This window comes from Aeromonas sp. s5, assembly GCF_040907865.1.
Lineage (GTDB): Bacteria > Pseudomonadota > Gammaproteobacteria > Enterobacterales > Aeromonadaceae > Aeromonas > Aeromonas dhakensis.
The window spans coordinates 21,686-43,730 of record NZ_JBFOCO010000033.1; the positions used below are offsets into that span (position 1 = coordinate 21,686).

The following is a 22,045-nucleotide window of genomic DNA, read 5'->3' on the forward strand; positions in this document are numbered from 1 at the left end:
ACTAGCCTCCGTAACTGGTAACCAGTCCGTGGGTGAGACGGGCCCAGCCATCGAGCAGCACAAACAGCAGCAGTTTGAAGGGGAGCGAAATGGTCATGGGGGAGACCATCATCATCCCCATCGCCAGCAGAATGTTGGAGATGATGAGATCGATGGCGATAAAGGGCAGATAAATCAAAAACCCAATCTCGAAGGCACGGCTCAGCTCGCTCACGGTAAAGGCGGGCAGCAGGATCAGCAGGCTGTCTGGCTCCAGCCGGTCGGCGTATTCGCTTGGCCAGAGCTGCTTGGTGCTGTCGATGAAGAAGGCATGCTCCCGCGGCTTGATCTGCTTTTTCAGAAAAGCGCGGTAGGGGGCCATCCCCTCGTCGAGAAACTTCTCCACCGATTCTGACTTGGTGAGCGATACCTCGTTCTGGCGCAGGTAATCCTGGGTGGCAAACCCGACCGGTGCCATCACATAGATGCTGAGGATGATGGCCAGCCCGTACATCGCCATGTTGGGGGGGATCTGCTGCACCCCGAGGGCGTTGCGCAGCAGCGAGAAGATCACCGCCAGCTTGACGAAGGAAGTGGCCATCACGGCGATAAAGGGGAGCAGGGCCAGCAGGGCCAAGCCGACGATGAGATTGAGCTCGTCCGGCAACTGGATCATGATTGCGACTCGCTCTTGAGGCTCTCGACCCGCACCCCGAGTCGCCCCTGGATCTCCACCAGCCGACCGTTGCCGAGCAGATGGCCGTTGCTGATGATACGCACCTCGCCATCGATGGGGGCGCCGAGATCGATAAGTGAGCCCGGTTGCAGTGTGGTGAGGGTGTGCCAATCCAGCGTCTGGCGGCCCACTTCGAAGGTGACCTGAACAGGCAGGCTCTCCAGCTGGCTGGGGTCGAGGGCGTCATCGGGGGCGGCGTTGTGCATGGCAGTCAGTTCCAGATGTTGTGGATGGGGTTGGCAGTAGGCAAAGGGGCGTCCCTCGACGCAGACCAGTAGCTGCTGGCCGAGCAAGGGGCTCGGCGGCGGCAGCAGCACATCGCCACAGGCCAGCGTCTCGAGATCGGTGATGGCGACGCGCATCGCCCCCCATTGCAAGGAGAGGGTGAGCGGCAGCGACAACCGTTGTTGGATAGGCCGGGGAGGCAGTTTGCCAAGCAGTGGGCCGGGCTCGGCGAGCCAGAGGGCGAGGGTCGCCCCCTCGCGCTTGAGCAGGAGTTGCAGCGCAGGCTCGGCAGTTTCTTCACCGATAGCATGGGCGGCCAGCGCCGAGCAGGTGAGGCCGCCAAGGGGCTGCCCCAGCCGCTCGATCAGTGCCAGCTGCAGGGATTCGGGCAGGCTCAGCAGGGCCGCCTGCTGCAGATCCGGTGCCAGCCAGCGGGCCAGCTCGGCGCCATGGCACAGAAGTGGCACAGAGAGCCCCTGCCACTGCAGTTGCAAGCGGCAGTCGAGGCTGGCCGGCAGCGGCGCGATGGCGAGTCGGAGCTCGCCGCCGCTCCAGTTGTAGTGGTGGCGGCACTGGCTGAGGCGCTTCTGCAGGGTCAGCTCAGTCTGCGAGGCAAGGGTAAAGGCAATCGATGTCATGCGTCGGCATCCCACTCGTCATAGATGGATCGTTTCTGGCGCGATCCCTGTTCGCTGTCGCCTCGGGTGAAGAGATCGAAGGCGACCCGCTCGCCGGGGTAGAGGCGCTGCAGGCGATCGATGAGTTCACTGCGCCCCTGATTGAGCAGCAGCTGTCCCTGCTCGCTGGCGAGGATCTCCACCTGCAGCGCCCCCTGATGGTGCTCGATGCGGATGGCGAGATCGCCGAGCGCAGGCAGGGTGAGCTGCAGCAGGGGAGGGCGATCCGGGCGACCCACTTCCAGCTGAATGTCTACCGCAAGCTGGCTCAGCAGCTGACCCAGCTCGTGGTTATCGGAACTGGGGGCAACCCGAGCCAGCAGCAGATCCCCCGGCGTCACTGTGAGGGGGGGCACTCGGATGACCGAGCCGACAACGCTCCCCCCCTCAGGCGGTACTTCCTCGTCGCTGATGGGCGCACTCTCGACCGGTTCCTCTTTTGGTGGTGACGGCTCAAGGCATCGCAGGGATGCAAACTCGCCGCGGTCCGGGAGTACATGGTCTTCCGCAAGCTGTCTACTTTCCACGGGCAGCACCTTCTGGTGAGACCCGGCGAGTTGATCGTCAGGTTGCTCCGTATGTAGCAGGGCAGAGTCAGCCACCGTAAGTTGCGGAGCATGGTCTACTGTTGCATCACTATTTGAAGCTGGTGGCGCCGTGCCGCCTAGAGCATCTGCGTCGCTTTTTGTGTGGAGAATCCATTCGCGCTCCCTTGCGATGGTTGCTTGCTCCACCGGGATCTGCATGCCGCGCTGAAGGTGGTCGGAGATGGTGGATTCGTCATCCCTTGGCTGGGCTGGCTCATGCTCTTGCTTGTGGTTGGCGGGCTCCCATACCCAAGGGGCCAGACTTGTCTCACTACTCGGCACCTTGGATATTGAAGTGCCTTGAATGGTCACAACGGGCTTGCTCGGCGCTACCTGCAAGCGATCTCTCATCATTGCCTCGTTCTCCCCCGTAGGCATCTGAGGTTCGCTTCCCTCTGGCAGGTCGGAGGATTCCTTGGGCCGTGGGGCCTGGCGAGCTTGCCGCTTCTGCGCGAGTCTTCTCTCTTCGGCGGCGCCCTGGCGGCCGGCAAGGTCGTCATCCGGTGTCGACCTGCGGCTCTCGTTCGGTTTGCCGAGCCGCTCCTGTGGGCCACTTGCCTTCTGCTGTGTGGACACGAGGCGCAGGGCCTGCTCGAAGCGCTGCTGCTGCGCCTGATCGGCCTTGATTAGCTCCTGTCGCAGACTCAGCGGCTCGGAGGCGGCCATGGTGTCTGCACTGGGGGTGATGAGTCGGTTCATCTCTGGTCACATCCTGATCTGCTGGCGGAACTCTTCCTGTTCCTGCTCTTCGTTGTAGTCGCGCAGGGCTTGCCGGGCGGCCTGCTCCTGTCGGTGTAATTCGGCAAACTTCTCTTGCTGCTGGCGAGCGCGGTGCACCGCCAGTTGGCACGCCTGCAAGCGGGTGCGCTCCTCGGCCACCCGTTCGCCTTGCTCGGCCGCCATCTGCTCGAGGTGCGCCTCTTTCTCTCGCAGCAGGGCGACCTTCTGTTGCCACGCCTTGAGCCCCTTGCGATCGAGCTGCTCTTGCTGACAGAGGGCAAACAGGCGGTCCTCCTCGGCAAGGCGCCACTGGCGGTAGTCCTGGCTCTCCTGTTCGGCTTCCCGCTGACGGGCGTGGGCCTGTTGCAGCCGGGCCTGCTGGGCCGCGAGCTGCTGCTCGGCTCGTTCCAGCCGCAAGTGCTTGATTTTTTGCAGACGCCCGATCATTGGGCCAGTGCATCCAGGGTGGCGAGCGCGTCTGGCAGGGCGCTCGGCTCATGGGTTCCTTGTCTCAACCACTGCCGGATCGCCTCGATACGGGCGATCGCCTCGTCGGCCACCTTGTCCTGCCCCTTCTGGTATTCGCCGATCTGCAACAGCAGCTCCACTTCTTCGTACTTGGCCAGCCAGCTGCGTAGGCGACCGGCCTGTGCCTGATGGTCTGGCGTTATGATCTGGTTCATCACCCGGCTGGCGGAGCGCAGCACGTCGATGGCCGGGTAGTGGTTGGCCGCCGCCAGCTTGCGCGAGAGGATGATGTGACCATCGAGGATGGAGCGGGTCTCATCGGCCACCGGCTCTGTCATGTCATCCCCCTCCACCAGCACGGTGTAGAGGGCGGTGATGGATCCCTTGTCCGACTGACCGGCCCGCTCCATCAGGCGGGGCAGGGCGGCGAAGACGGACGGCGGGTAGCCTCGCCGGGTCGGCGGCTCGCCGGCGGCCAGACCAATCTCGCGCTGGGCGCGGGCGAAGCGGGTGACAGAGTCCATCAGCAGCAGCACCCGCTTGCCCTGATCACGAAAATACTCGGCGATGGAGGTGGCGACAAAGCCGGCCTTGGCCCGCTCCATGGCGGGGCGATCCGAGGTGGCCACCACCAGCACCGCTTTCTTGAGGCCCTCTTCCCCCAGATCCGCCTCGATAAATTCCCGCACCTCCCGGCCCCGCTCACCAATCAGCGCCAGCACGGTGACATCCACCTCGGCGCTGCGGATAAGTGATGCCAGCAGGGTACTTTTGCCACCACCAGCGGCGGCGAAGATTCCCATCCGCTGCCCCTCGCCGCAGGTAAGCAGTCCATCGATGGCGCGAATGCCCAGCGAAATTGGTTGTTCTATTCGCTTGCGACTCATGGGGGCCGGTGCATCCCGATAGACCGGATACCAGGCGGCGGGCTCCGGTAGCTGGCCGCCCGAGAAGGGGTTGCCAAGGCCATCCAGTACCTGGCCCAGCAGATGTTCGCCGACCCCGACCTGATGCATGGCACCGGTCGGGCTCACTTCGGTATTGGAAGAGATGCCAAACATCTCGCCCAGCGGGGTGAGCAGCGCCTGATGCTGGGCAAAACCGATCACCTCGGCCTGCAGGGAGAGAGTGTTGTCGGGGTTTCGCAGATGGCAGAGCTCGCCGATGCGCACTCCGGGCACCACGGCTTTGAGCAGGGTGCCGGTCACCTGGGTGACCCGGCCACGGATCTGGATAAGACGGCACTCGTCGATGGCATGACGTAATTGGCCGGAGATGTGGTCGAGGGAAAGGGTCATGAAACTACACCAGTGGAAACGGTGGCCACTATAAGGAAACCCTGTCGTGCTGGATTTCAGCACGAGTCGGGACTTTTTAGAAAACGGTTGGGGTAGGCCTAAAAATTCACGGCTGATTTTGGCATAGGTGCAATGAGGCGGTTTTTATAATGCCACCCTCATCAAACCATTCATCACGGGAGTTTCCATGGCCACTATCCAGAGCAACCCCTACGTTACCGCTACCCAACCTGAAGGACGCGGGGAGGAGGCTTCTCGGCAACAACTTTCTCTGCCGGGAGGGTTGTTTCAGGGCGAGCGGGTCGTGCTGGCTTCTGCGTCTCAATCCCTGGCAGATGCCGCGGAAGAGCTCACCTTTGTCTTCTCCGAACGTTCAGAGATCTCGCTCGCCAAGCGCAAGCTGAGTGACAGCCATGCCCGTATCAGCGAGATCGAGGCACTGGTGGGCGACTATCTGGATAAGGTGCCCGAGCTCGAGCGCCAGCAGAAGATCAAGGAGATGGTCAGCCATCTCGGCAGCGGCAGGCTGGCCAATCTCTCTCAGCTGCTGGCTTATCTGGAAAGCTATTCCGGCGAAGTCAGTGAACAGTTTGAGGCGCTCTGTCAGGCCCGCAAGGCGCTGGCCGGGCGGCCCGAGATGCAGGGAACCCTCAATCTTATCGAGCAGGCGCTGGCCAAGCTGGCTGAGGAGCAAGGTGCCGCTATCGTGCTGGGTGCCCGTATCACAGGGCCGGCGGCCGATGCAGCCAGACAAGGAGTCGGCAGTGAGCAGGACTTGCGTGATCTCTACCGTGATGCGGTACAAGACTATCGCGCACTCTCGGTGGCCTGGCGTGATATTCACAGCCGCTTTGGCAACGGTGCATTGGAAAAGGTAACCGGCTTCATGATGAAGGCCCTCAGCGCCGATCTGGATAGCCAGCAACGTTGGCTCGATCCGGTCAAGCTGGAGCGGGTGATGAGCGACATGCACAAACTGCGGCTGCTCAATACCTTGTCGGCCCAGGTAGATGAGCTGTGGCAACGAGTGAAGGAGGGAACGGCCCATGGCATACGGGCCTTCTGATCTGATGGGCGATCTGATTGCACTGGTGGAAAAACGCTGGGCAACCGTCCGTGATGTGGAGCAGGTCGGGGCGGCGCTTGAACTGGATGAGGTCCAGACGCAGGTGTTGCTCTACCAGGAGCTCAAGCGATTGGTCCGGTTGCTGCCGGTGGAGCTCTTCAGTGAGGAAGAGCAGCGTCAGAACCTGCTGCAATGTTGTCAGGGGGCGCTCGATAACGCCATCGAGCGCGAAGAGGATGAGCTGTCCGGAGACCCGTCATGAACTGGATTGAACCCCAGCTGGTGCAATTTTGCCAGGATCTGGGTATTACCATCGGGGATAACCCCCATTCCCTGATCCAGCTTGAACTGGAGCAGAGCGGCACCCTGCAACTGGAACGTCATCAGGGGCAGCTGACCCTCTGGCTGGCTCGCCGGGTGCCATGGCACCAGAGTGGCGAGGCCATCCGCCGTGCCATGAGCCTCACCGCCGCGGCTCAGGCTCCCGCCCTGCCGGTACGTTGCGGCTGGCTGGAAGAGGATCAGTTGATCCTGTTCGTCACACTGGATGAGCGAAACGTCACCCTTCCTCTTCTGCACCAGGCGCTGCGCACCCTGACCCAGTTGCAGCGTGAGGCCCTGGTGTCATGAGTCGTATTACTGCGGCCCATATCGGTATCGAGCAACTGAGTGCCATCCGGCTCGACGAGCAGGATCAGAGCCTGCCGGGGCGTTATGCCCTGTTGCCGGATGGCCAATCCATCGAACCCCATATCACCAGGCTTTATCCCGAGCGTCTGGCCGAGCGGGCGCTGCTGGACTTCGCTGCGCCAGACCGTGGCTTTCACGACTTGCGGCGACCGCGGGATTTCAGCCTGGCGATGCAGGGGCTACGAGCCGTGCTGATGGAGGGGCAGACGGCCGAGCTAAAGGCGGCCAGATTACTGCTCGAGCGGATGCACGAGGATGAACAATTGATGCAGATGACCCTCCATCTGTTGCACAAGGTATGACCATGATTCTTTCGTCACAGCAGCAGGATCTGTTGCTGCTCACCGGTTGGCTGCATCTGCAGTACGGCCACGCCGATCGTGCGACCACGCTGCTGGCCGCCCTGTTGCAGCTCTACCCGACGCATCAGGCCGGACGACGCATGCTGCTGGTGTCACTGCTCAAGCTGGGCCGTGGCGAGGAGGCGCTGGTGCACGTGGAACAGCTGGTGGCTGAAGGTGAGGCGGATGGGGCTTTGTGGCTCTGTCGCAGCCGTGCCTGCCAGTTGGCAGGAAGACTGGATGAAGCCCGCTTCGCCTATCAACACTATCTCGAACTGGAAGAGCAGAATGAATCAACGCTCCCTTGAGCTGCTGCGCCGGATAGGCGAGCGCAAGGACATCATGCTGGCGGTGCTGCTGCTGGCCATCGTTTTCATGATGGTCTTGCCGCTGCCGCCGGTGGCCCTCGATATTCTGATTGCCATCAACATGACCATCTCGGTGGTGCTGTTGATGATGGCGGTTTATATCAATTCGCCGCTGCAGTTTTCCGCCTTTCCCGCGGTGCTGCTGATCACCACCCTGTTCCGGCTTGCCCTGTCGGTGAGCACCACCCGGATGATCCTGCTGCAGGCTGATGCGGGGCAGATCGTCTACACCTTCGGCAACTTCGTGGTGGGGGGCAATCTGGTGGTGGGGATCGTCATCTTCCTCATCATCACCATCGTCCAGTTTCTGGTGATCACCAAGGGGTCGGAGCGGGTGGCGGAAGTCAGTGCCCGCTTCTCTCTGGATGCCATGCCTGGCAAGCAGATGAGTATCGATGGCGACATGCGTGCTGGCGTAATCGATGTCCATGAAGCACGGGAGCGGCGCAGCATCATCGAGAAGGAGAGCCAGATGTTCGGCTCCATGGATGGTGCCATGAAGTTCGTGAAAGGGGACGCCATCGCGGGCCTCATCATCATCTTCGTCAACATCCTCGGCGGGGTCACCATAGGGGTCACCCAGAAGGGGCTGGCGGCAGCCGAGGCTCTGCAACTCTACTCCATTCTGACGGTGGGGGATGGCATGGTGTCGCAGGTGCCGGCCCTGCTGATCGCCATTACGGCGGGCATTATCGTCACCAGGGTCTCTTCCGAAGAGTCCGCCGATCTTGGTTCCGATATCGGCGCCCAGGTAGTGGCCCAACCCAAGGCTATGCTGATTGGCGGCGTACTGCTGGTGTTGTTCGGGTTGATCCCGGGTTTCCCCATGATCACCTTCTTTACTTTGGCCGCAGTGGTCACGGCAGGCGGCTACTTTATCGGTGTGCGCCAGCACAAGGCGCTGAGCAACAACAGCCAGGATCTCCCTGCCGTGTTGGCGCAGGGGGCCGGGGCGCCCGCTGCCCGTAGCAAGCCCAAGGCCGGCAGCAAACCTCGCGGCAAGCTTGCTGAAAAGGAGGAGTTCGCCATGACGGTGCCCCTTCTGATCGATGTGGATGCCGCCCTGCAGGCCGAGCTGGAAGCCATCGCGCTCAACGATGAGCTGGTACGGGTGCGGCGGGCGCTGTATCTCGACCTCGGGGTGCCCTTTCCGGGTATTCATCTGCGTTTCAATGAAGGCATGGGGCAGGGTGAGTACCTGATCCAGTTGCAAGAGGTCCCGGTGGCTCGCGGTCTGTTGCGACCGGGTCATCTGCTGGTGCAGGAGAGTGCTTCCCAGCTCGATCTGTTGGGGGTTCCCTATGAAGAGGGGGCACCTCTGCTGCCCGGACAACCGACCCTGTGGGTGGCAAGGGAGCATCAGGCGCGGCTTGAGAAAACACGGCTGGCTTCGTTGACCCCCGATCAGGTGGTGACCTGGCATCTTTCCCATGTATTGCGCGAGTATGCCGAGGACTTCATCGGCATTCAGGAGACCCGCTATCTGCTGGAGCAGATGGAGGGCAGCTATGGGGAGCTGGTGAAGGAGGCTCAGCGGATCATACCGTTGCAGCGCATGACAGAAATCCTGCAGCGGCTGGTGGGGGAGGACATCTCCATCCGCAACATGCGAGCCATCCTGGAAGCCATGGTGGAGTGGGGTCAGAAGGAGAAGGATGTGGTGCAGCTCACCGAGTACATCCGCAGCAGTCTCAAGCGCTACATCTGCTACAAGTACGCCAACGGCAACAACATACTGCCTGCGTATCTGCTCGATCAGCAGGTGGAAGAGCAGATCCGCGGTGGCATTCGCCAGACCAGTGCCGGTAGTTATTTGGCGCTCGATCCCACCATTACTCAAGGCTTTCTCGATCAGGTTCGCCATACGGTGGGAGACTTGACGCAGATGCAGAACAAGCCGGTGCTCATCGTCTCCATGGATATCCGCCGCTATGTGCGCAAGCTCATTGAGGGGGATTACCATGCCCTGCCGGTGCTCTCCTATCAGGAGTTGACCCAGCAGATCAATATTCAGCCGCTAGGAAGGGTCTGCCTGTGAGTGTCGAGCGGCCGACCTGCGAGTCCCTGATCCCCTGGTTGCAGGCCAGGGGACTAGAGGTGGCGCCCTACTATCTCGGCAATACCCCAGTCCAGCTTGGTCACGGTTTTTGGTACCGCACTATCTATCTCGCCTGGCGGGTCGATCCCGCAACCCGGCGGGTGTGGATACTGTTGGTACGCCGCCACGGTGAGCGGCCCGGGCTGGCCAACCCCTTCGCCGCCCTCTATCTGCTGGCTGAAGCCACTCTGGCAGTGCTCGGACCGGGCCATTTTCTCTATGGCAACGTCGATGTCTTTCGCGGCAGCTCCCTGAGCGGCGAACGACTCAGCCGCTTCTACTTGCGCTGGACCGGCGCCAGCGAACCCGAGCCGGGCTGGTTCATGTTGGCGGTCGAGCGCGTCTGTTCACTGCGAGATATGCGAAAACGACAAAAGGGCGGCCTTGCGTGACAGGCATGCCCAAAAGGGCCTCATAGAATAGGAGCCAAGATGAAACAACCGCGTTATGCCCACCATAGCGAAACCGTCGCCCAGGCGGAGCAGGCCATTGCAGACAATGATCACCGCCATGCCCTGTTGCAGGAGATGCTGGCCGGACTGGATCTGTCAGAGCAGACCTGTCAACTGCTGTTCGATGCACCGACCGAACAGGTGGCAGTGGCCGAACAAGAGATGCTGGCGGAGATCCAGCGCCGGCAGGCGTTATCTCCATCCCAGCCGGGAGAGTCCCGCAAGAGCCGTCGCCCTACCATGATGCGCGGACTGATGATTTAAGGAGTCGTGATGAGCACTATCCCTGATTACAACACCAACCCCGGCGGGTTCGTCGGCTGGCTCGACGGGCAATCGCTCGACCAGTTGCCGGGCAATAAAAATCCCAAACTGGCCGAATTGCTCACCTTGCTCGACGGCAAGATCACCCTCAGCGCCGACCAACCGACACTGCTGACCAAGGCACAGCTTGAGAAGTTGTTGGCTGCCTATCTGACCAACCCTGACGCCATTCATGGGGGCTGGGCCACAGGCCAGTTCCAGGCAGGCCAAGAGGCGGCAATTGATGCCATCAAAGGTATGATCGAACGGGGGAAGAATCAGACTCCGCCGAAGACACAGTGGAGCGTATCTGAATTCATGCTGCTATCTCTCAGCGCGTTGACCATGGATCGTCTGGATGACGACATCATCACCACCTTTACCGGAGTGATGGCGTTTCAGGACAACAAGCGCAAGGTGCTCAGTGACGAGCTCAAGGGGATGACCGCCGAGCTGAAGATTTATGGGGTGATCCAGTCTGAGATCAACAAGGCGCTCTCTGCAAAATCTGACCAGACCTTCAAGACCGACTTCAACCTGATGGATTACAAGCTCTATGGCTATGGCTCGGAGGCTCAATTCAAGCTGGGGGCTGAGTTCAAGTTGCTTGCGCAAATGCAAGATAGTGCCGGCAAGGTGACGGTGAAGGCATTTCTTGAAAGCGACAAGAAGCAGAGCGGAGCCATGAGTGGTATAGAGGCCGAGTATGCCTATAACAAAGACAACAACAAGCTTGGCAACTTCTCCACCAGCGTGAGTGACCGCTCGCGGCCGCTCAACGATCAGGTCAGTGAAAAAACCACCCGCCTCAACGACGTCAGCTCGCGATACAACGCCGCCATCGAGGCACTCAACCGCTTTATCCAGAAATACGACAGCATCATGCGCGACATTCTTGGCGCCATTTGAGGAGATAACATGCAGACCGATACCACCCAGACTCCGGAATATGAAGCAAAGCTGGAAGCCTTTATGGCCGATGGTGGCACCCTGGCCATGCTGCAGGATATTTCCGACGACACCCTGGAGCAGCTTTATGCGTTGGCCTTTGGTCAGTATCAGGCAGGCAAGTGGGAGGATGCCCACAAGATTTTTCAGGCACTCTGCATGCTGGATCACTACGAGCCGCGCTATTTCCTCGGGCTCGGTGCTTGCCGGCAGGCGATGGGAGAGTTCGAGACGGCGGTCGAGAGCTACAGCTTTGGCGCCATGCTCGATCTGAACGATCCCCGTTTCCCGTTTCATGCCGCCGAGTGCCGGCTGCAACAAGGTGATTTGAACGGGGCCGAGAGTGGCTTCTACTCGGCCCACCTGCTGGCGGACGCGGATCCGTTGCAGGCCGATCTGGCGGCAAGCGCCAAGGTCATGTTGGAAGCCATCGCAATCAGAAGGGATCAGCAAGATGAACCCGATCAGCAATGAAAGAAGCGTTTCCTCGCTGGGAAACACAGGTGAGGTGACGGGTCAGTCCTCCGTTGCTCAGCCTCGCAGTGAAACGCGGCTCGATGCCGCGACGGCGCCAGCCAGTGGGCAGGTCCGCAAGCCGGGTGTTTCTTTGAACGCCCCCCTGGCAGTGAGCAATGGTCAACCCGCGTCTCAGCAATTGACTGACGTCAGCAGATTGCTGACACAGGTCAAGCAGAATGCCAGCCTGCTCCTGCCGCACACCAACGCATTGGTTTCGGCCGCCTTTACCTCGCCGGAAGCCTTTGAAATTGAGCTGGGCAAGTTGACCAGTGATCTGGAGAAGACCCAGAACAGGCTCAAACTCGCCGATCTCGATCGGGCCCGCACCCAGAACGAGAAGAAGATCGCCGAGAACCAGGAGAAGATCAAAGAGGCCGAAGAGAGTGCCCAGAAGGCCAAAAAATCGGGTCTGGCCAGCAAGATCTTTGGCTGGATCAGTGCCATCGCGTCCATGATCATCGGGGCCATCATGGTGGCGACCGGTGTCGGGGCCGCAGCAGGTGCACTGATGATTGCCGCTGGTGCGGTCGGTGTCGTCAATATGGCGGTACAGCAGGCAGCTGAGGATGGTCTTATCTCCAAGGAGGTGATGGAGAAGCTGGGGCCTGTGCTTATGGCGGTGGAAATTATCCTCGCAGTTGCCTCGGCGGTGGTGACATTTGGCGCGGGAGCGGTCAAGGGACTTGCCAAGCTGGGGGTAAAAATGGGCTTCAAGATGGCGGGCAAGGGGGCGAGTGAAATGGGCCTCAAGCTTATCCAGAACTCCGCAAAGGTTTATATGAAGGCCGCCGACATCTCGGCCAAAGTAGCAGGGAATGCCGCGAGTACCACGGCGAAAATGGCCAAGATCGGTACCCAAACAGCGGATATCATCGTTGATGTGGGCAATGGTGTGACCAAGACCGTTGATAGTGCAAACCAGGCCAAGCTGCTGCTCAAGCAAGCTGATCTACTGGAGAACCGCCAAGAGATGACGGCGCTGCAAGGGGTGATCGACAAACTCAAAGAGGCGATTGCCCAGATGATCGAGGCGTTTCAGCAGACCATGGAGATGATCTTTCAGATGCTCAACGCCAAGGGTGACATGATGAACAACCTGGCCCGCAGGCCGGCCGCTATCTAAGGAGTATTGCTCATGATTAACAGTGATTATGCCAATGGCGTAAACCATACCAGCCTGTTACCCGAAATGCGCACCGGCGAGAGTCAACAGGTTCGTCACCCGGAAACGATCCATGAGGCTGCTGGCTCGGGCGGTCAGCGAGCGGCAGAGAACAAGAGCCTGCCAGTGCTGCCGCGTCCCTCCGTCTCCTTTGATACCAAGGGCGTTACCCAGATGACGGAACAGCTGGAAAGCGTGATGGACATGATGTCGCTGCTCTTCAAGCTGGCACGTCAGGCCCGTGAAATGGGACTGGTACAGCGGGATACCGAGAACAAGCTGGTTATCGGTCATCAGCAGGCGCAAGTCGATGAGATGCGCCATGGCGCCATGTTGATGATTGCCACTGCCGTGGTCTCCGGTGTGATGGCTGTTGCATCGGCGGTCATGGGAGGCTTCTCCATGGCCAAATCGGCCAAGACGATCAAACAGGACAAGGCGCTGAATGCCAATATTGCCGGGCGACAGCAGGAGCTGAAGCAGATCGGGGATATCAAGAAGACGGCGGGTCTTGAGATGGGGGATGCTGGCCAGGATCTGACTGCAAGGATCAAGAACGACAAGGCAGCCCTGCTGACGTTGAACAAGAAGTTTGATGCCAACAATAGCCGTCAACAACTTGCCGGCACCGTGACCCAGTCAGTGGGACAAATGAGTAATTCTGCAGTGCAGGTATCGCAGGGGACGAGCCAGGCAGAGGCCAAGGAAGACGAGGTCAAAGCGACCATCAGTCAGGCCGAGAAGCAGAAGATTGAGGACAACATGTCCTTCAATGTCAACTTCATGAAAGACGTGCTGCAACTGATGCAGCAGTATGCTCAGAGCCAGAACCAGGCCTGGAAAGCGGCCTTTGGTGTTGCATAAACACCATGATCGTCAGGGCGCCCATTCGGGCGCCTTTTTGTTTTCCGGCCATTTTTCATAAAAGAGCCGCCCTTGAGTGACAGCCTGCGGTGGAATGGCAGGCTACCATCCTCTCCTCTCTGCTGGAGGACAATATGGATCTACCCCTCATCATCAATCAGCTGCTTGCTGAGTTTGCTACCAAGTACGGCCTGCCATCTCTGGTTTTGAACCAGGAAGGTGTTGCGGCATTGTGTTTTGATGATCACTTGCAACTAGCCTTGATCCTGGTTTCAGAGCGAGATCAGCTGGTCTTGCAGGCCAACGTAGCCGAGCTGCATCAGGTTGGTGAGGGTATATTCCGCCAGTTGGCCAGTTTCAACCGTCATTGGTATCAATTCAATTTGCACTTCGGTTTTGACGAATCGTCGCTGATGGTACAGCTCTATCGTCAGATGTCAGCCAGCCAGCTGACGTTGGCCTCTCTTGAAACAAGCCTTGCCAGCATGCTTGAACATGCCGAGTTCTGGCAGGAGCTGCTGAGGTCATCACATCACGTTGAGACGAATCATGATGAGATGCAGGGTGTTCGGGTGTAACCATGAAGATACAAGAGCAGCAAGTGATGGCCCTGTCGCAAGGTGCCGCACGATCTCAAGATGGCAACTTTGCCGGGCGGGAGATGCATATAGTTTCGATTGGCAGTGATCCTCAACCGTTGGCGGTACAATTGCGTGCTTCCATCCACCTTGATCAAACTCAGGAAGTAGCGTTGCAACGCTTGCAGCAGGGAGAACATTTGCCACTGTCGGAGCGGAGGATCAGGGTCGTATGAAAAAATGGCTGGTGTTGGTGTTGATGATGTTGGGCTTGCTGACAGGCTGCGTCACGACGCCGATGGTCAAGCCAGCGTTGAGGCAATTGAAGGGAGAGGTTCATCTGGCTGGAACACTCCCTCGGCCTGCCCGAGTGGAGGTCACTGCGCTGAGCGTTATCGACGGTCGTCCTCTGGTGGTGGCTGCAACGGAATACGAAGTAACCATGTTGCCACTGATATTCGAGCTACGTCTGACACCGCTGCAAATGGCAGAAGGCAATATATATCTGCGAGCCAGATTGCGTTTCCTTGACAGTTCAGTTGTGCAAGCAGCGTATCAACAAAAAGTTTTTAAGGAATTTAATCCGGATACATATCATTTCGAATTGCGGCCAAGATCTTGTTATCCACAATGTCAATAAATGCTGAACTAACAAACGACGCTAAAATCAATTGTTTATCAACAATCTGTCTTATTGGAAAAGTTTATTTTTGTAACAAACTATCATCCTTATATAACGACAGCTTTAGTTTAGTCATCAAAATGATACATCAATAGTGTATTGGCTCTAATTTATGACTGGTTTTCTTGCGCATAGCTGTTGTAGGATGCTCCCCCTAATTTCAAAGGTGATTAATTAATTGCCTATATTGGAATCAGTTAATTCAATACAGAATAAATAAAACGCCAATAATAAGACGCCCGGCAGAAATCCTGTCTTTGCTGAGGAGTCACAGGCACCACGCGCAGATTCAGGAAAACGACAATATGAAAGGCATTACAACCACAGAGAAGGGCGATATAGCCCAGCTCCAGTGGTGCATGTCTGCTTTTAGTGTCATTGAGCATTCGCAGGAGGGAATATATATCCTCTTGGATGGAACTATGACCTGGCAGGACTGCACCGATACTTACGAGTTATCCGCTAACGAGTTGATGTTCGTGCGCCGTGGCAATTATGCGGTCTGTACCGGTGAAGCGCCTTGCCACCTGCTTTGGTTACCCCTCTCAAATACTTTTCTGCAAGGTTTTTTGCAACGTTTTGGTGCACTGTTGAGTGACGTGCCCAGAATAGACACGATTGCACCTAGTTTATTGCCATTCGGCACCTCACCGTTGCTGGCTCAATGCATCCAAGGGTTGCATGGCCTGACTGAACACGAATATCCACCAGCCCTTGCCCAATTGCGTACCGAGGAACTGCTGTTTCTGCTGGCATTTGGGGAGCACGGTCCGCAATTGATGTCCATCTTGCGTCAACTGAGTAATCGACAGGTTGAGCGCTTGCAGCATTTCATGGAAAAGCACTACCTGATGGAGTGGAAACTCAGCGAGTTTGCCAAAGAGTTTGGTATGGGACTGACCACCTTCAAGGAGCTTTTCGGCTCTATCTATGGTGTCTCTCCTCGTGCCTGGATCAGCGAGCGCCGTATTCTCTATGCTCATCAGTTATTGCTCAATAGCGAGATGAGCATAGTGGATATTGCGATGGAGGCCGGTTTCTCCAGCCAGTCCTATTTCACTCAAAGTTATCGGCGCCGGTTTGGTTGTACGCCAAGCCGCGCCAGACATGGCAAAGATTAACGCCGGACTAAAATAATCTGACGTTTTTTATAAGTCGGAAGAGGGAGTAATGGATAGAATAGCCCGCATATCAACACACTATTCGATTATTGCCCGCAGCAAGATGAGCAAGGCATAGCATGAGTCAGCAAGATCACCACTCCCCAAAACGAGGCTTGTTTGCAGGCCGTCGGGTTACGGTTGTCCAGCCAGAGCGTCTTTCTCTAGAGCAGCTGGTTGGCCAGCAATCCGTGCTCTGCTACCAGGATGCCGGTGTGCTCACGGCACAGCAACTGAACCTGCTGCAGCGTGTGTTGCCCAGAACCCGATTGGAGGGTCTGCTTGCATCTGTCTGGCTGCAGCGCCGCATGGAGGTTGCCATGGCTGTGTCACGTCAGGACATGCAACGGATCCTGCGCTCGGCTGCGAACGCAGAAGAGGGCTCCTGGGTCGAGCAACTGGGAGATGCTATCAACCTGGCTGAACGCCCGTTACTGTGGCACTGGGTGCTCTACCCCCTGCATCGCTGGTGGGTTTGCCATCAGGAGCCTCTCCACTCAGGCTGGACAACCGAATTGGCGCAACTGCAGATCATGCGGCGTCAATTGAATGCTCAAGCCGTTTTCTGGCAGACGGTGGTGGATGTCCAATCCGGTATCGAGAGCAAGATTGACGCCCAGCTTGCCCAGTTGACTCGGCGTGAACAGGAGCTGCTGCAGTTGCAAGCCGAATGTGAAACACGTCTTCATCTGGCTTGGCCTGCGTGGTATGCACGGCACACAACAGAGGGCGAGCCACAGACATTGATGCCGGTTCCGCTGGAGCTGGAAAAATTCTGGCATTTGCTGGAAGCCCTGCCAGTTCAGCCCACAGCTGCCGAGTCATTGCATGCGTGGCTGGCAGAAAGAGGATTGGCCCTTTCCCAGGATCGTTTCTACTGGCTGCCACAGGCCCGCTAGATAACCCGAGGACCTATGCAAACTCTACTCAATCGATTGGCCGAAAAGCTGGGCCAAGGGCCTTTTGTTGCCGATGTTCAGGGAAAGTACCATCTGCGGCTTGATGGTTATCCTCTTTTTCTGTTGCCAAGACCAAATGAACTCTTGGTGAGTACGCCCCTGGCAAGTGCCGCTGGGCAGCGAGCCCAATTGCTGGAACCGTCACTGTTGAAGAGCCTTCTGCAACAAGCCGTCGCTTGGGCGCGCCATGCTCCCCAGGCTTTGGTACTGGACGAATTGGGCAATCTGCAGCTGGAGGCCCGACTCGCCCTGGAGTGGCTTGATGAGCATCAATTGGAGGCGCATCTGAGTCAGCACATCGCGTTGCTGGAAAGGCTCGAACCCCAACTGAATGAGGCGGCCATGGTCCCCCAATGGAGACAGATGATATGGCATCCCTGAGCGTGCAACGCCTGCTTCGTCCTCTGTTGTTGTTCTGTATGGGAGCGATGGCATGGTCTCGCCCTGCACTGGCGCAAGAACTGGATTGGCTTCCCATGCCTTACAGCTATGTAGCTGAAGGGGAAAGTCTGCGGGATGTACTGGTCAATTTTGGTGCTAACTACGAGGTTTCCGTAGTGGTGAGCGACAAGATCAACGATCAAGTGAATGGCCAGTTTGAACATGAGGAACCCTTGGCATTCTTGCAGCAGCTGGCATCCCTCTACAACCTGGTCTGGTACTACGACGGCAACGTGTTGTATGTGTTCAAGAACAGTGAAGTCCAGTCCCGGCTCATCAAGTTGGCACAGACCGGTGCCGCGGAGCTGAAGCAGGCTCTGTTGCGTGCAGGTATCTGGGAGCCTCGTTTTGGCTGGCGTCCGGACGCAGATAATCGTCTGGTTTATGTCTCCGGTCCTCCGCGTTACCTCGAACTGATTGAGCAGACCTCCATGGCGCTGGAGCAGCAGTCCCAACTGCGCAGCGAAAAGACTGGACCACTTGCCATCGAGATTTTTCCGCTCAAGTACGCGTCAGCCACCGACCGGGCCATTCAATATCGTGACAAAGATGTCGATGCCCCCGGTGTCGCCACCATTCTTTCCCGGTTGCTCAGCGATGCAGGTGTGCAGATGGTCAATGGCGAAGGCGCAAAAGGGGTTGGCACTCATTCGGGCCAGGCCATTGTCCAGGCAGACCCTTCCCTCAATGCCGTGCTGGTACGTGATGCGCCGGAGCGGATGGCCATGTATGGCAAGCTGATTGCGGCTCTGGACAAACCTGCCGCTCGTATCGAAGTTGCGCTCTCCATCATTGACATCAACGCCGAGGATCTCTCCCAGCTGGGGGTTGATTGGCGAGTGGGGATCCGTACCGGTTCCAACCAACAGGTGATTATCAAGACCACGGGGGACCGCAAAGGGATAGAAGGGGGGGCCGCTCTCGGCAGTCTGGTGGACTCCAGAGGACTTGATTATCTGCTGGCCAGGGTCAATCTGCTGGAAAATGAAGGAAATGCCCAGGTGGTGTCTCGGCCGACCTTGCTGACCCAGGAAAATACCCAGGCAGTGATCGATCACAGTGAAACTTATTACGTCAAGATCAGCGGAGAACGGGTAGCAGAGCTGAAAGGAATTACCTACGGCACCATGTTGAGGATGACGCCCAGGGTGATCCAATTGGGAGACAGGCCGGAAGTGAGCCTGAGCCTGCACATTGAGGATGGCAGTCAGAAACCCAACAGTTCGGGTCTGGATGGTATTCCCACCATCAGTCGTACCGTTGTGGATACCATTGCTCGGGTTGGACATGGGCAGAGCCTGCTCATCGGTGGGATTTACCGTGACGAATTGAGCGAGAGCCTGAGCAAGGTACCTTTTCTGGGGGATATCCCCTATCTGGGGGCTCTGTTTCGCAGCAAGGAGAGCCAGACACGCCGTCAGGTTAGGTTATTCATCATCGAGCCCCGGCTGATCGATGATGGCATCGCTCATTACCTGTCGTTGGGGCATGGGCAGGATCTGCGCGCCGGGGTGCTGGGTGTCGATGAGATCTCCAATCAGAGTCTCTCCCTTGGCAAGGTGCTCGGCGGAGCCCAGTGTCAACCCTTGGCCGCAGCCCGTGAGGTACAGCAACTGCTGCGCCAGGGGGGCAGGAGCTCTTCTCTGACTCGTTGTCAGATGGGTCGTGAGCAGGGGTGGCGCCTGGTCGAAATGAGCAAAGAACAGAAATGCACACCGGCTCTGGAGTGGTGTGTGCAAGCCGGGGAAGCGCGATGAGCTGGAAATGTCGCATATACCGCGGGTTGAATCAGGGGGTTGAAGTCACGCTGCCAGAGGGGCGTCTGGTCATCGGTGCAGATCCGCTGCAAGCCGATCTGGTTTTGGTGGATGAGGGAATGGCTCCCGTTCACCTGACCTTGATGGTGACCTCGGAAGGGATCACTTTGCAGGAGTGGGCTGAAGGGGTTGTCCCTACCCAGGACGGAGACGTGCTGGAGGTAGGAGCCTTGCTCAAGGCGGCTACCCGGCTTGAAGCCGGCCCGCTGCTCTGGAGTTTTTGTGATGGCAGTCTATCACTGCCAGAGCAGTTGGAACCGCTATTGGTGGCTCAGACTGTTCTTCGCCCACCAAAGCGTGCCCGGCGCGCCGACCTCTGGATGGGGGGATTGTGTCTGATGCTGGTCATCGCAGTGCTGGTTCTGCTTGGACATGGCTGGTGGCAGGGAAACAGTGACAATGACGTTGTTCGTCAGGAGCAGACCCTGAAGCGTTTTCTTGTGTCACCGGCTTATCAGCAGGTAACGCTCAGCAGCGATGTCCAGGGGTTGTGGCTGCTGTCCGGTTATGTGGATGAGAACAGCACTCGACTGGCACTGCAACAGTATTTGGACGGCAGTGGTTTCAATTATCGGCTGGATGTTCGCACCATGGAGGATCTTCGCCAGGGTGCCGGCTTCATCTTGCAGAAGTTGGGCTATGAGCAGCTGCAGATCCGCAATGGCAAGGAGCCTGGCTGGCTGCGGTTGAGCGGCGAGATTGATACGCAGGATCCAAATTGGAACAAGCTTGATTCCCTGCTCAGACAGGAGGTCCCCGGGCTGATGGGGATTGAAAATCAGGTGCAGATCGCAGGTACTTATCGCGAGCGGTTGGATGGATTGTTGCAGGAACAAGGACTGTCCCGTGCGCTGCGCGTGAGTGAAACGAAAGGGCGGCTTGAAGCTTCCGGGCAGTTGGATGGCACCCAGCTTGTCAAGTTTCAATTGGTACAACAGCAATTTCGGCGGGAGTTTGGTGCTCATCCTGTGTTGGAGCTGATTAATCAGACCAGGATGCCACGTCAGGATGAGTTGGAATTTGAGGTACGCAGTGTCTCGTTTGGCCGCGTTCCTTACGTGATCCTGGCTGATAACCAGCGCTATCCCGTCGGTGGTGCGACGGCTGGTGGGGTTCGCGTGCTGGCCATCCGTCCGGATGCCGTGGTGGTCAGCAAGGGAAAACAACAATATATCGTCAAGTTAAAAGGAGTCGAGCGTCATGATGACCAATTTGGAAGCGCGACTGTCCGGCGTTGATCCCACCTTTGCTCGCGATCTTCACGAGCAGCTGGTGCAGGCACTGGGGGCTGTGAAACGGCAACTGCTGCGCGGTGGAACCCCGCAACAATATCGAGAGTGGCAACAGGAGGCTGACGCCATTGAGGCGGGGCTCAAGATCATTGGCAAGATAAAGGAGTACAACCATGGCTGATTACTTTACCTATACAGACAAGAACAGTAACACCCTCGACCAGGTGGCAACCAACCTCTCGGGACAGGCCAATACGGCCAATACTGAGGTCAACAAGGCCATTGAGGCGATGAAAACCAACCCGGACAACCCTGCGTTGCTTGCCGAGCTGCAGCACAAGATCAACAAATGGTCGGTTATCTACAACATCAACTCCACCGTGACTCGGGCCATGAAGGATCTGATGCAGGGCATTTTGCAGAAGATTTGATGATGAATATTGAACTCAAGAAGCTTCTGGCAGAACTGGCTCTGGCGGGCACAGGGCATCATTGCCATCGGGAGGCGGCTTCCATCGCCAGCTGGCTGGCTCATGAAACATCCATGGCTGAATGCGTGACCTTGATCCGCTTGTCCTCCCTGATGAATCAAGGGGACTATCAGGGGGCTCTGTTACTGGGGCGCACTCACTCTTCGCCGGATATTGAGCCCTGGTTAGCCCTGTGTGAATGGCGCCTTGATATGCATGATGAGCTGGCCGTGCGCCTGACAAGGCTGGAAGAGAGCGGGCAACACGCTTTGCAGCAGTTTGCGGCTGGCTTGCGTGAGCAGATGGCATCATGAAGATTGAAGGCGGCGTCAATTCCCCCGGATATGGGGAGGGGCAATCCGAGACGTTTTCCAAGCCGCTGGTGCAGCACGGGTTTGAACGTCTGCTGGCTCGCACGGATGAACCAACACTGTTTGAACGCTGGAAACAGGGCTCTGCATTGGAATCCCTATTGCAGGGGGCGTCATCTGCGGTTCAGCGGGATCTGCTATGGCAAATTCATCAGCAAGGAGGGGAGCAGGCAAAATTGGTTGGCAGTCAGCTGTTTCAGCCGGTGATAGACAAGCTGATCGCCCATTTTTCAGGTCGTCAGTTGCCTGTCGTGGCCGCGATTGATCTGCCGGAGTTGCGGGCTCTGATGCGCGAGTTTGACCCGTTGCCGTCGCGACGGGAGAAGGTACTCCTAAACGTAATGGCAGACCTCAAGAAAGTTGCCACTGGAGATCAAACTGACCTGATATATCTCGATGAATTGGCCCGCCGTGAATTGATGACGCTGATCCCGCTCAACGGCATGGTGAACAACCTGATGCGACACTCGCACAAACTTGATCTGGAGGCATGATGGAAATTTCCCAGTCAGCCCAGGCGGTCGTAACCAGCCTGGATGAGTTGAAGACGACGGATGCGACCTCTTCCCAAGTTGCCAGTTTTGAACAGGCGATGAGTTCCCCATCCCAGGGGATTGGTGGTTCTTTGCTTGGGGAGTTGGGGGAGATCAGGCAGCAATTTGTAGAAGCCAAGGAGAGCTTGCGCGCCGAGCTATCGACGCCAGGCGATGATCCCAACAGTCTGATGCAGATGCAGTGGTCATTGATGCGGATCACCATGCAGGAAGAACTGATTGCCAAGACGGTCGGCAAGATGAGCCAGAACGTTGAAACTCTGTTAAAGACCCAGTGAGG

Annotated in this window: 30 protein-coding genes; 25 read left to right on the forward strand and 5 right to left on the reverse strand. The window is 57.9% G+C overall.

The features are described from left to right. Position 1: 1 nt before the first annotated feature. The 5 genes from ascR to ascN form a co-directional block, all read right to left on the reverse strand. Positions 2-655 (reverse strand): SctR family type III secretion system export apparatus subunit AscR, encoded by a 654-nt coding sequence (ascR, locus tag AB5Y94_RS19370; RefSeq protein WP_368206347.1) that lies wholly within the window; start codon positions 653-655, stop codon positions 2-4. Then, the gene (gene sctQ, locus AB5Y94_RS19375; protein ID WP_368206348.1) at positions 652-1,578 is read right to left on the reverse strand and encodes a type III secretion system cytoplasmic ring protein SctQ; all 927 of its coding nucleotides are present in this window, start codon (positions 1,576-1,578) and stop codon (positions 652-654) included. Before sctQ ends, ascR begins: the two co-directional genes overlap by 4 nt. After that, positions 1,575-2,144: a type III secretion system needle length determinant gene (locus AB5Y94_RS19380; protein ID WP_368206349.1), complete on the reverse strand. Its 570-nt coding sequence runs from the start codon at positions 2,142-2,144 to the stop codon at positions 1,575-1,577. Before AB5Y94_RS19380 ends, sctQ begins: the two co-directional genes overlap by 4 nt. Positions 2,145-2,909: 765 nt before the next feature. Continuing rightward, entirely contained in the window at positions 2,910-3,371 is a 462-nt protein-coding gene (locus AB5Y94_RS19385; protein ID WP_042049485.1) for a YscO family type III secretion system apparatus protein, read from the reverse strand. Then, entirely contained in the window at positions 3,368-4,690 is a 1,323-nt protein-coding gene (gene ascN / locus AB5Y94_RS19390; protein ID WP_368206350.1) for a SctN family type III secretion system ATPase AscN, read from the reverse strand. The genes AB5Y94_RS19385 and ascN overlap by 4 nt, the downstream gene beginning before the upstream one ends. A 187-nt stretch (positions 4,691-4,877) precedes the next feature. On the opposite strand from ascN, the gene sctW reads away from it, so the two are divergent. From sctW to sctI, 25 genes are all read left to right on the forward strand, one after another. After that, the gene (sctW, locus tag AB5Y94_RS19395) at positions 4,878-5,756 is read left to right on the forward strand and encodes a type III secretion system gatekeeper subunit SctW (protein WP_368206351.1); all 879 of its coding nucleotides are present in this window, start codon (positions 4,878-4,880) and stop codon (positions 5,754-5,756) included. Beyond that, positions 5,737-6,018 (forward strand): TyeA family type III secretion system gatekeeper subunit, encoded by a 282-nt coding sequence (locus AB5Y94_RS19400; protein ID WP_017786716.1) that lies wholly within the window; start codon positions 5,737-5,739, stop codon positions 6,016-6,018. Before sctW ends, AB5Y94_RS19400 begins: the two co-directional genes overlap by 20 nt. Next, a complete protein-coding gene (gene acr2 / locus AB5Y94_RS19405) occupies positions 6,015-6,386 on the forward strand; it encodes a SycN family type III secretion system chaperone Acr2 (RefSeq protein WP_005302455.1) in 372 nt (123 codons plus the stop codon). Before AB5Y94_RS19400 ends, acr2 begins: the two co-directional genes overlap by 4 nt. After that, positions 6,383-6,748 carry a type III secretion system protein AscX gene (gene ascX, locus AB5Y94_RS19410; RefSeq protein WP_017784907.1) on the forward strand — a complete coding sequence of 122 codons (366 nt, stop codon included), beginning with the start codon at positions 6,383-6,385 and terminating at the stop codon, positions 6,746-6,748. Before acr2 ends, ascX begins: the two co-directional genes overlap by 4 nt. A 2-nt stretch (positions 6,749-6,750) precedes the next feature. Further along, complete coding sequence (gene ascY / locus AB5Y94_RS19415; protein WP_041203695.1) at positions 6,751-7,095, forward strand: type III secretion system chaperone AscY; 345 nt, start codon at positions 6,751-6,753, stop codon at positions 7,093-7,095. After that, positions 7,028-9,193, forward strand: coding sequence for a SctV family type III secretion system export apparatus subunit AscV (ascV, locus tag AB5Y94_RS19420; protein WP_275065602.1), 2,166 nt, complete (start codon positions 7,028-7,030; stop codon positions 9,191-9,193). Before ascY ends, ascV begins: the two co-directional genes overlap by 68 nt. Further along, complete coding sequence (locus AB5Y94_RS19425; protein ID WP_026141087.1) at positions 9,190-9,645, forward strand: LcrR family type III secretion system chaperone; 456 nt, start codon at positions 9,190-9,192, stop codon at positions 9,643-9,645. The genes ascV and AB5Y94_RS19425 overlap by 4 nt, the downstream gene beginning before the upstream one ends. A 39-nt stretch (positions 9,646-9,684) precedes the next feature. Beyond that, positions 9,685-9,969, forward strand: a complete 285-nt coding sequence (locus tag AB5Y94_RS19430; RefSeq protein WP_005302440.1) for a hypothetical protein — start codon at positions 9,685-9,687, stop codon at positions 9,967-9,969. A 9-nt stretch (positions 9,970-9,978) separates the two neighbouring features. Beyond that, positions 9,979-10,917, forward strand: a complete 939-nt coding sequence (locus AB5Y94_RS19435) for a virulence-associated V antigen (protein ID WP_054544589.1) — start codon at positions 9,979-9,981, stop codon at positions 10,915-10,917. Positions 10,918-10,926: 9 nt separating this feature from the next. Further along, positions 10,927-11,430, forward strand: a complete 504-nt coding sequence (locus AB5Y94_RS19440; protein ID WP_005302434.1) for a SycD/LcrH family type III secretion system chaperone — start codon at positions 10,927-10,929, stop codon at positions 11,428-11,430. Beyond that, positions 11,411-12,598, forward strand: coding sequence for a type III secretion system translocon subunit AopB (gene aopB, locus AB5Y94_RS19445; protein WP_279972508.1), 1,188 nt, complete (start codon positions 11,411-11,413; stop codon positions 12,596-12,598). The genes AB5Y94_RS19440 and aopB overlap by 20 nt, the downstream gene beginning before the upstream one ends. Positions 12,599-12,610: 12 nt before the next feature. After that, positions 12,611-13,501, forward strand: coding sequence for a type III secretion system translocon subunit AopD (aopD, locus tag AB5Y94_RS19450; protein WP_017786721.1), 891 nt, complete (start codon positions 12,611-12,613; stop codon positions 13,499-13,501). A 134-nt stretch (positions 13,502-13,635) separates the two neighbouring features. After that, positions 13,636-14,079, forward strand: a complete 444-nt coding sequence (locus AB5Y94_RS19455) for a type III secretion system chaperone (protein ID WP_005302426.1) — start codon at positions 13,636-13,638, stop codon at positions 14,077-14,079. Positions 14,080-14,081: 2 nt separating this feature from the next. Then, positions 14,082-14,315, forward strand: coding sequence for a T3SS regulon translocated regulator ExsE family protein (locus tag AB5Y94_RS19460; protein WP_017786723.1), 234 nt, complete (start codon positions 14,082-14,084; stop codon positions 14,313-14,315). Further along, positions 14,312-14,719 carry a YscW family type III secretion system pilotin gene (locus AB5Y94_RS19465; protein ID WP_139430480.1) on the forward strand — a complete coding sequence of 136 codons (408 nt, stop codon included), beginning with the start codon at positions 14,312-14,314 and terminating at the stop codon, positions 14,717-14,719. The genes AB5Y94_RS19460 and AB5Y94_RS19465 overlap by 4 nt, the downstream gene beginning before the upstream one ends. 347 nt (positions 14,720-15,066) lie before the next feature. Next, a complete protein-coding gene (locus tag AB5Y94_RS19470; protein ID WP_005302423.1) occupies positions 15,067-15,882 on the forward strand; it encodes an AraC family transcriptional regulator in 816 nt (271 codons plus the stop codon). Positions 15,883-16,001: 119 nt separating this feature from the next. Beyond that, a complete protein-coding gene (locus tag AB5Y94_RS19475) occupies positions 16,002-16,820 on the forward strand; it encodes a T3SS regulon anti-activator ExsD domain-containing protein (protein WP_026141629.1) in 819 nt (272 codons plus the stop codon). A gap of 15 nt (positions 16,821-16,835) precedes the next feature. Continuing rightward, complete coding sequence (locus AB5Y94_RS19480; RefSeq protein ID WP_080630597.1) at positions 16,836-17,261, forward strand: YscB family type III secretion system chaperone; 426 nt, start codon at positions 16,836-16,838, stop codon at positions 17,259-17,261. Further along, complete coding sequence (sctC, locus tag AB5Y94_RS19485) at positions 17,234-19,078, forward strand: type III secretion system outer membrane ring subunit SctC (protein ID WP_368206352.1); 1,845 nt, start codon at positions 17,234-17,236, stop codon at positions 19,076-19,078. The genes AB5Y94_RS19480 and sctC overlap by 28 nt, the downstream gene beginning before the upstream one ends. Further along, a complete protein-coding gene (sctD, locus tag AB5Y94_RS19490) occupies positions 19,075-20,376 on the forward strand; it encodes a type III secretion system inner membrane ring subunit SctD (RefSeq protein ID WP_279699698.1) in 1,302 nt (433 codons plus the stop codon). Before sctC ends, sctD begins: the two co-directional genes overlap by 4 nt. Further along, the gene (locus tag AB5Y94_RS19495) at positions 20,339-20,551 is read left to right on the forward strand and encodes an EscE/YscE/SsaE family type III secretion system needle protein co-chaperone (RefSeq protein WP_042049498.1); all 213 of its coding nucleotides are present in this window, start codon (positions 20,339-20,341) and stop codon (positions 20,549-20,551) included. Before sctD ends, AB5Y94_RS19495 begins: the two co-directional genes overlap by 38 nt. Next, on the forward strand, positions 20,544-20,801 hold the full coding sequence (ascF, locus tag AB5Y94_RS19500; protein WP_005302405.1) for a type III secretion system needle filament protein AscF: 258 nt from the start codon (positions 20,544-20,546) through the stop codon (positions 20,799-20,801). Before AB5Y94_RS19495 ends, ascF begins: the two co-directional genes overlap by 8 nt. Further along, positions 20,801-21,154: a YscG family type III secretion system chaperone gene (locus AB5Y94_RS19505; protein WP_341769796.1), complete on the forward strand. Its 354-nt coding sequence runs from the start codon at positions 20,801-20,803 to the stop codon at positions 21,152-21,154. The genes ascF and AB5Y94_RS19505 overlap by 1 nt, the downstream gene beginning before the upstream one ends. Next, positions 21,151-21,705 carry a YopR family T3SS polymerization control protein gene (locus AB5Y94_RS19510; RefSeq protein WP_279699694.1) on the forward strand — a complete coding sequence of 185 codons (555 nt, stop codon included), beginning with the start codon at positions 21,151-21,153 and terminating at the stop codon, positions 21,703-21,705. The genes AB5Y94_RS19505 and AB5Y94_RS19510 overlap by 4 nt, the downstream gene beginning before the upstream one ends. Further along, positions 21,705-22,043, forward strand: a complete 339-nt coding sequence (sctI, locus tag AB5Y94_RS19515; protein ID WP_005347994.1) for a type III secretion system inner rod subunit SctI — start codon at positions 21,705-21,707, stop codon at positions 22,041-22,043. Before AB5Y94_RS19510 ends, sctI begins: the two co-directional genes overlap by 1 nt. The last annotated feature ends 2 nt before the right edge of the window (positions 22,044-22,045 follow it).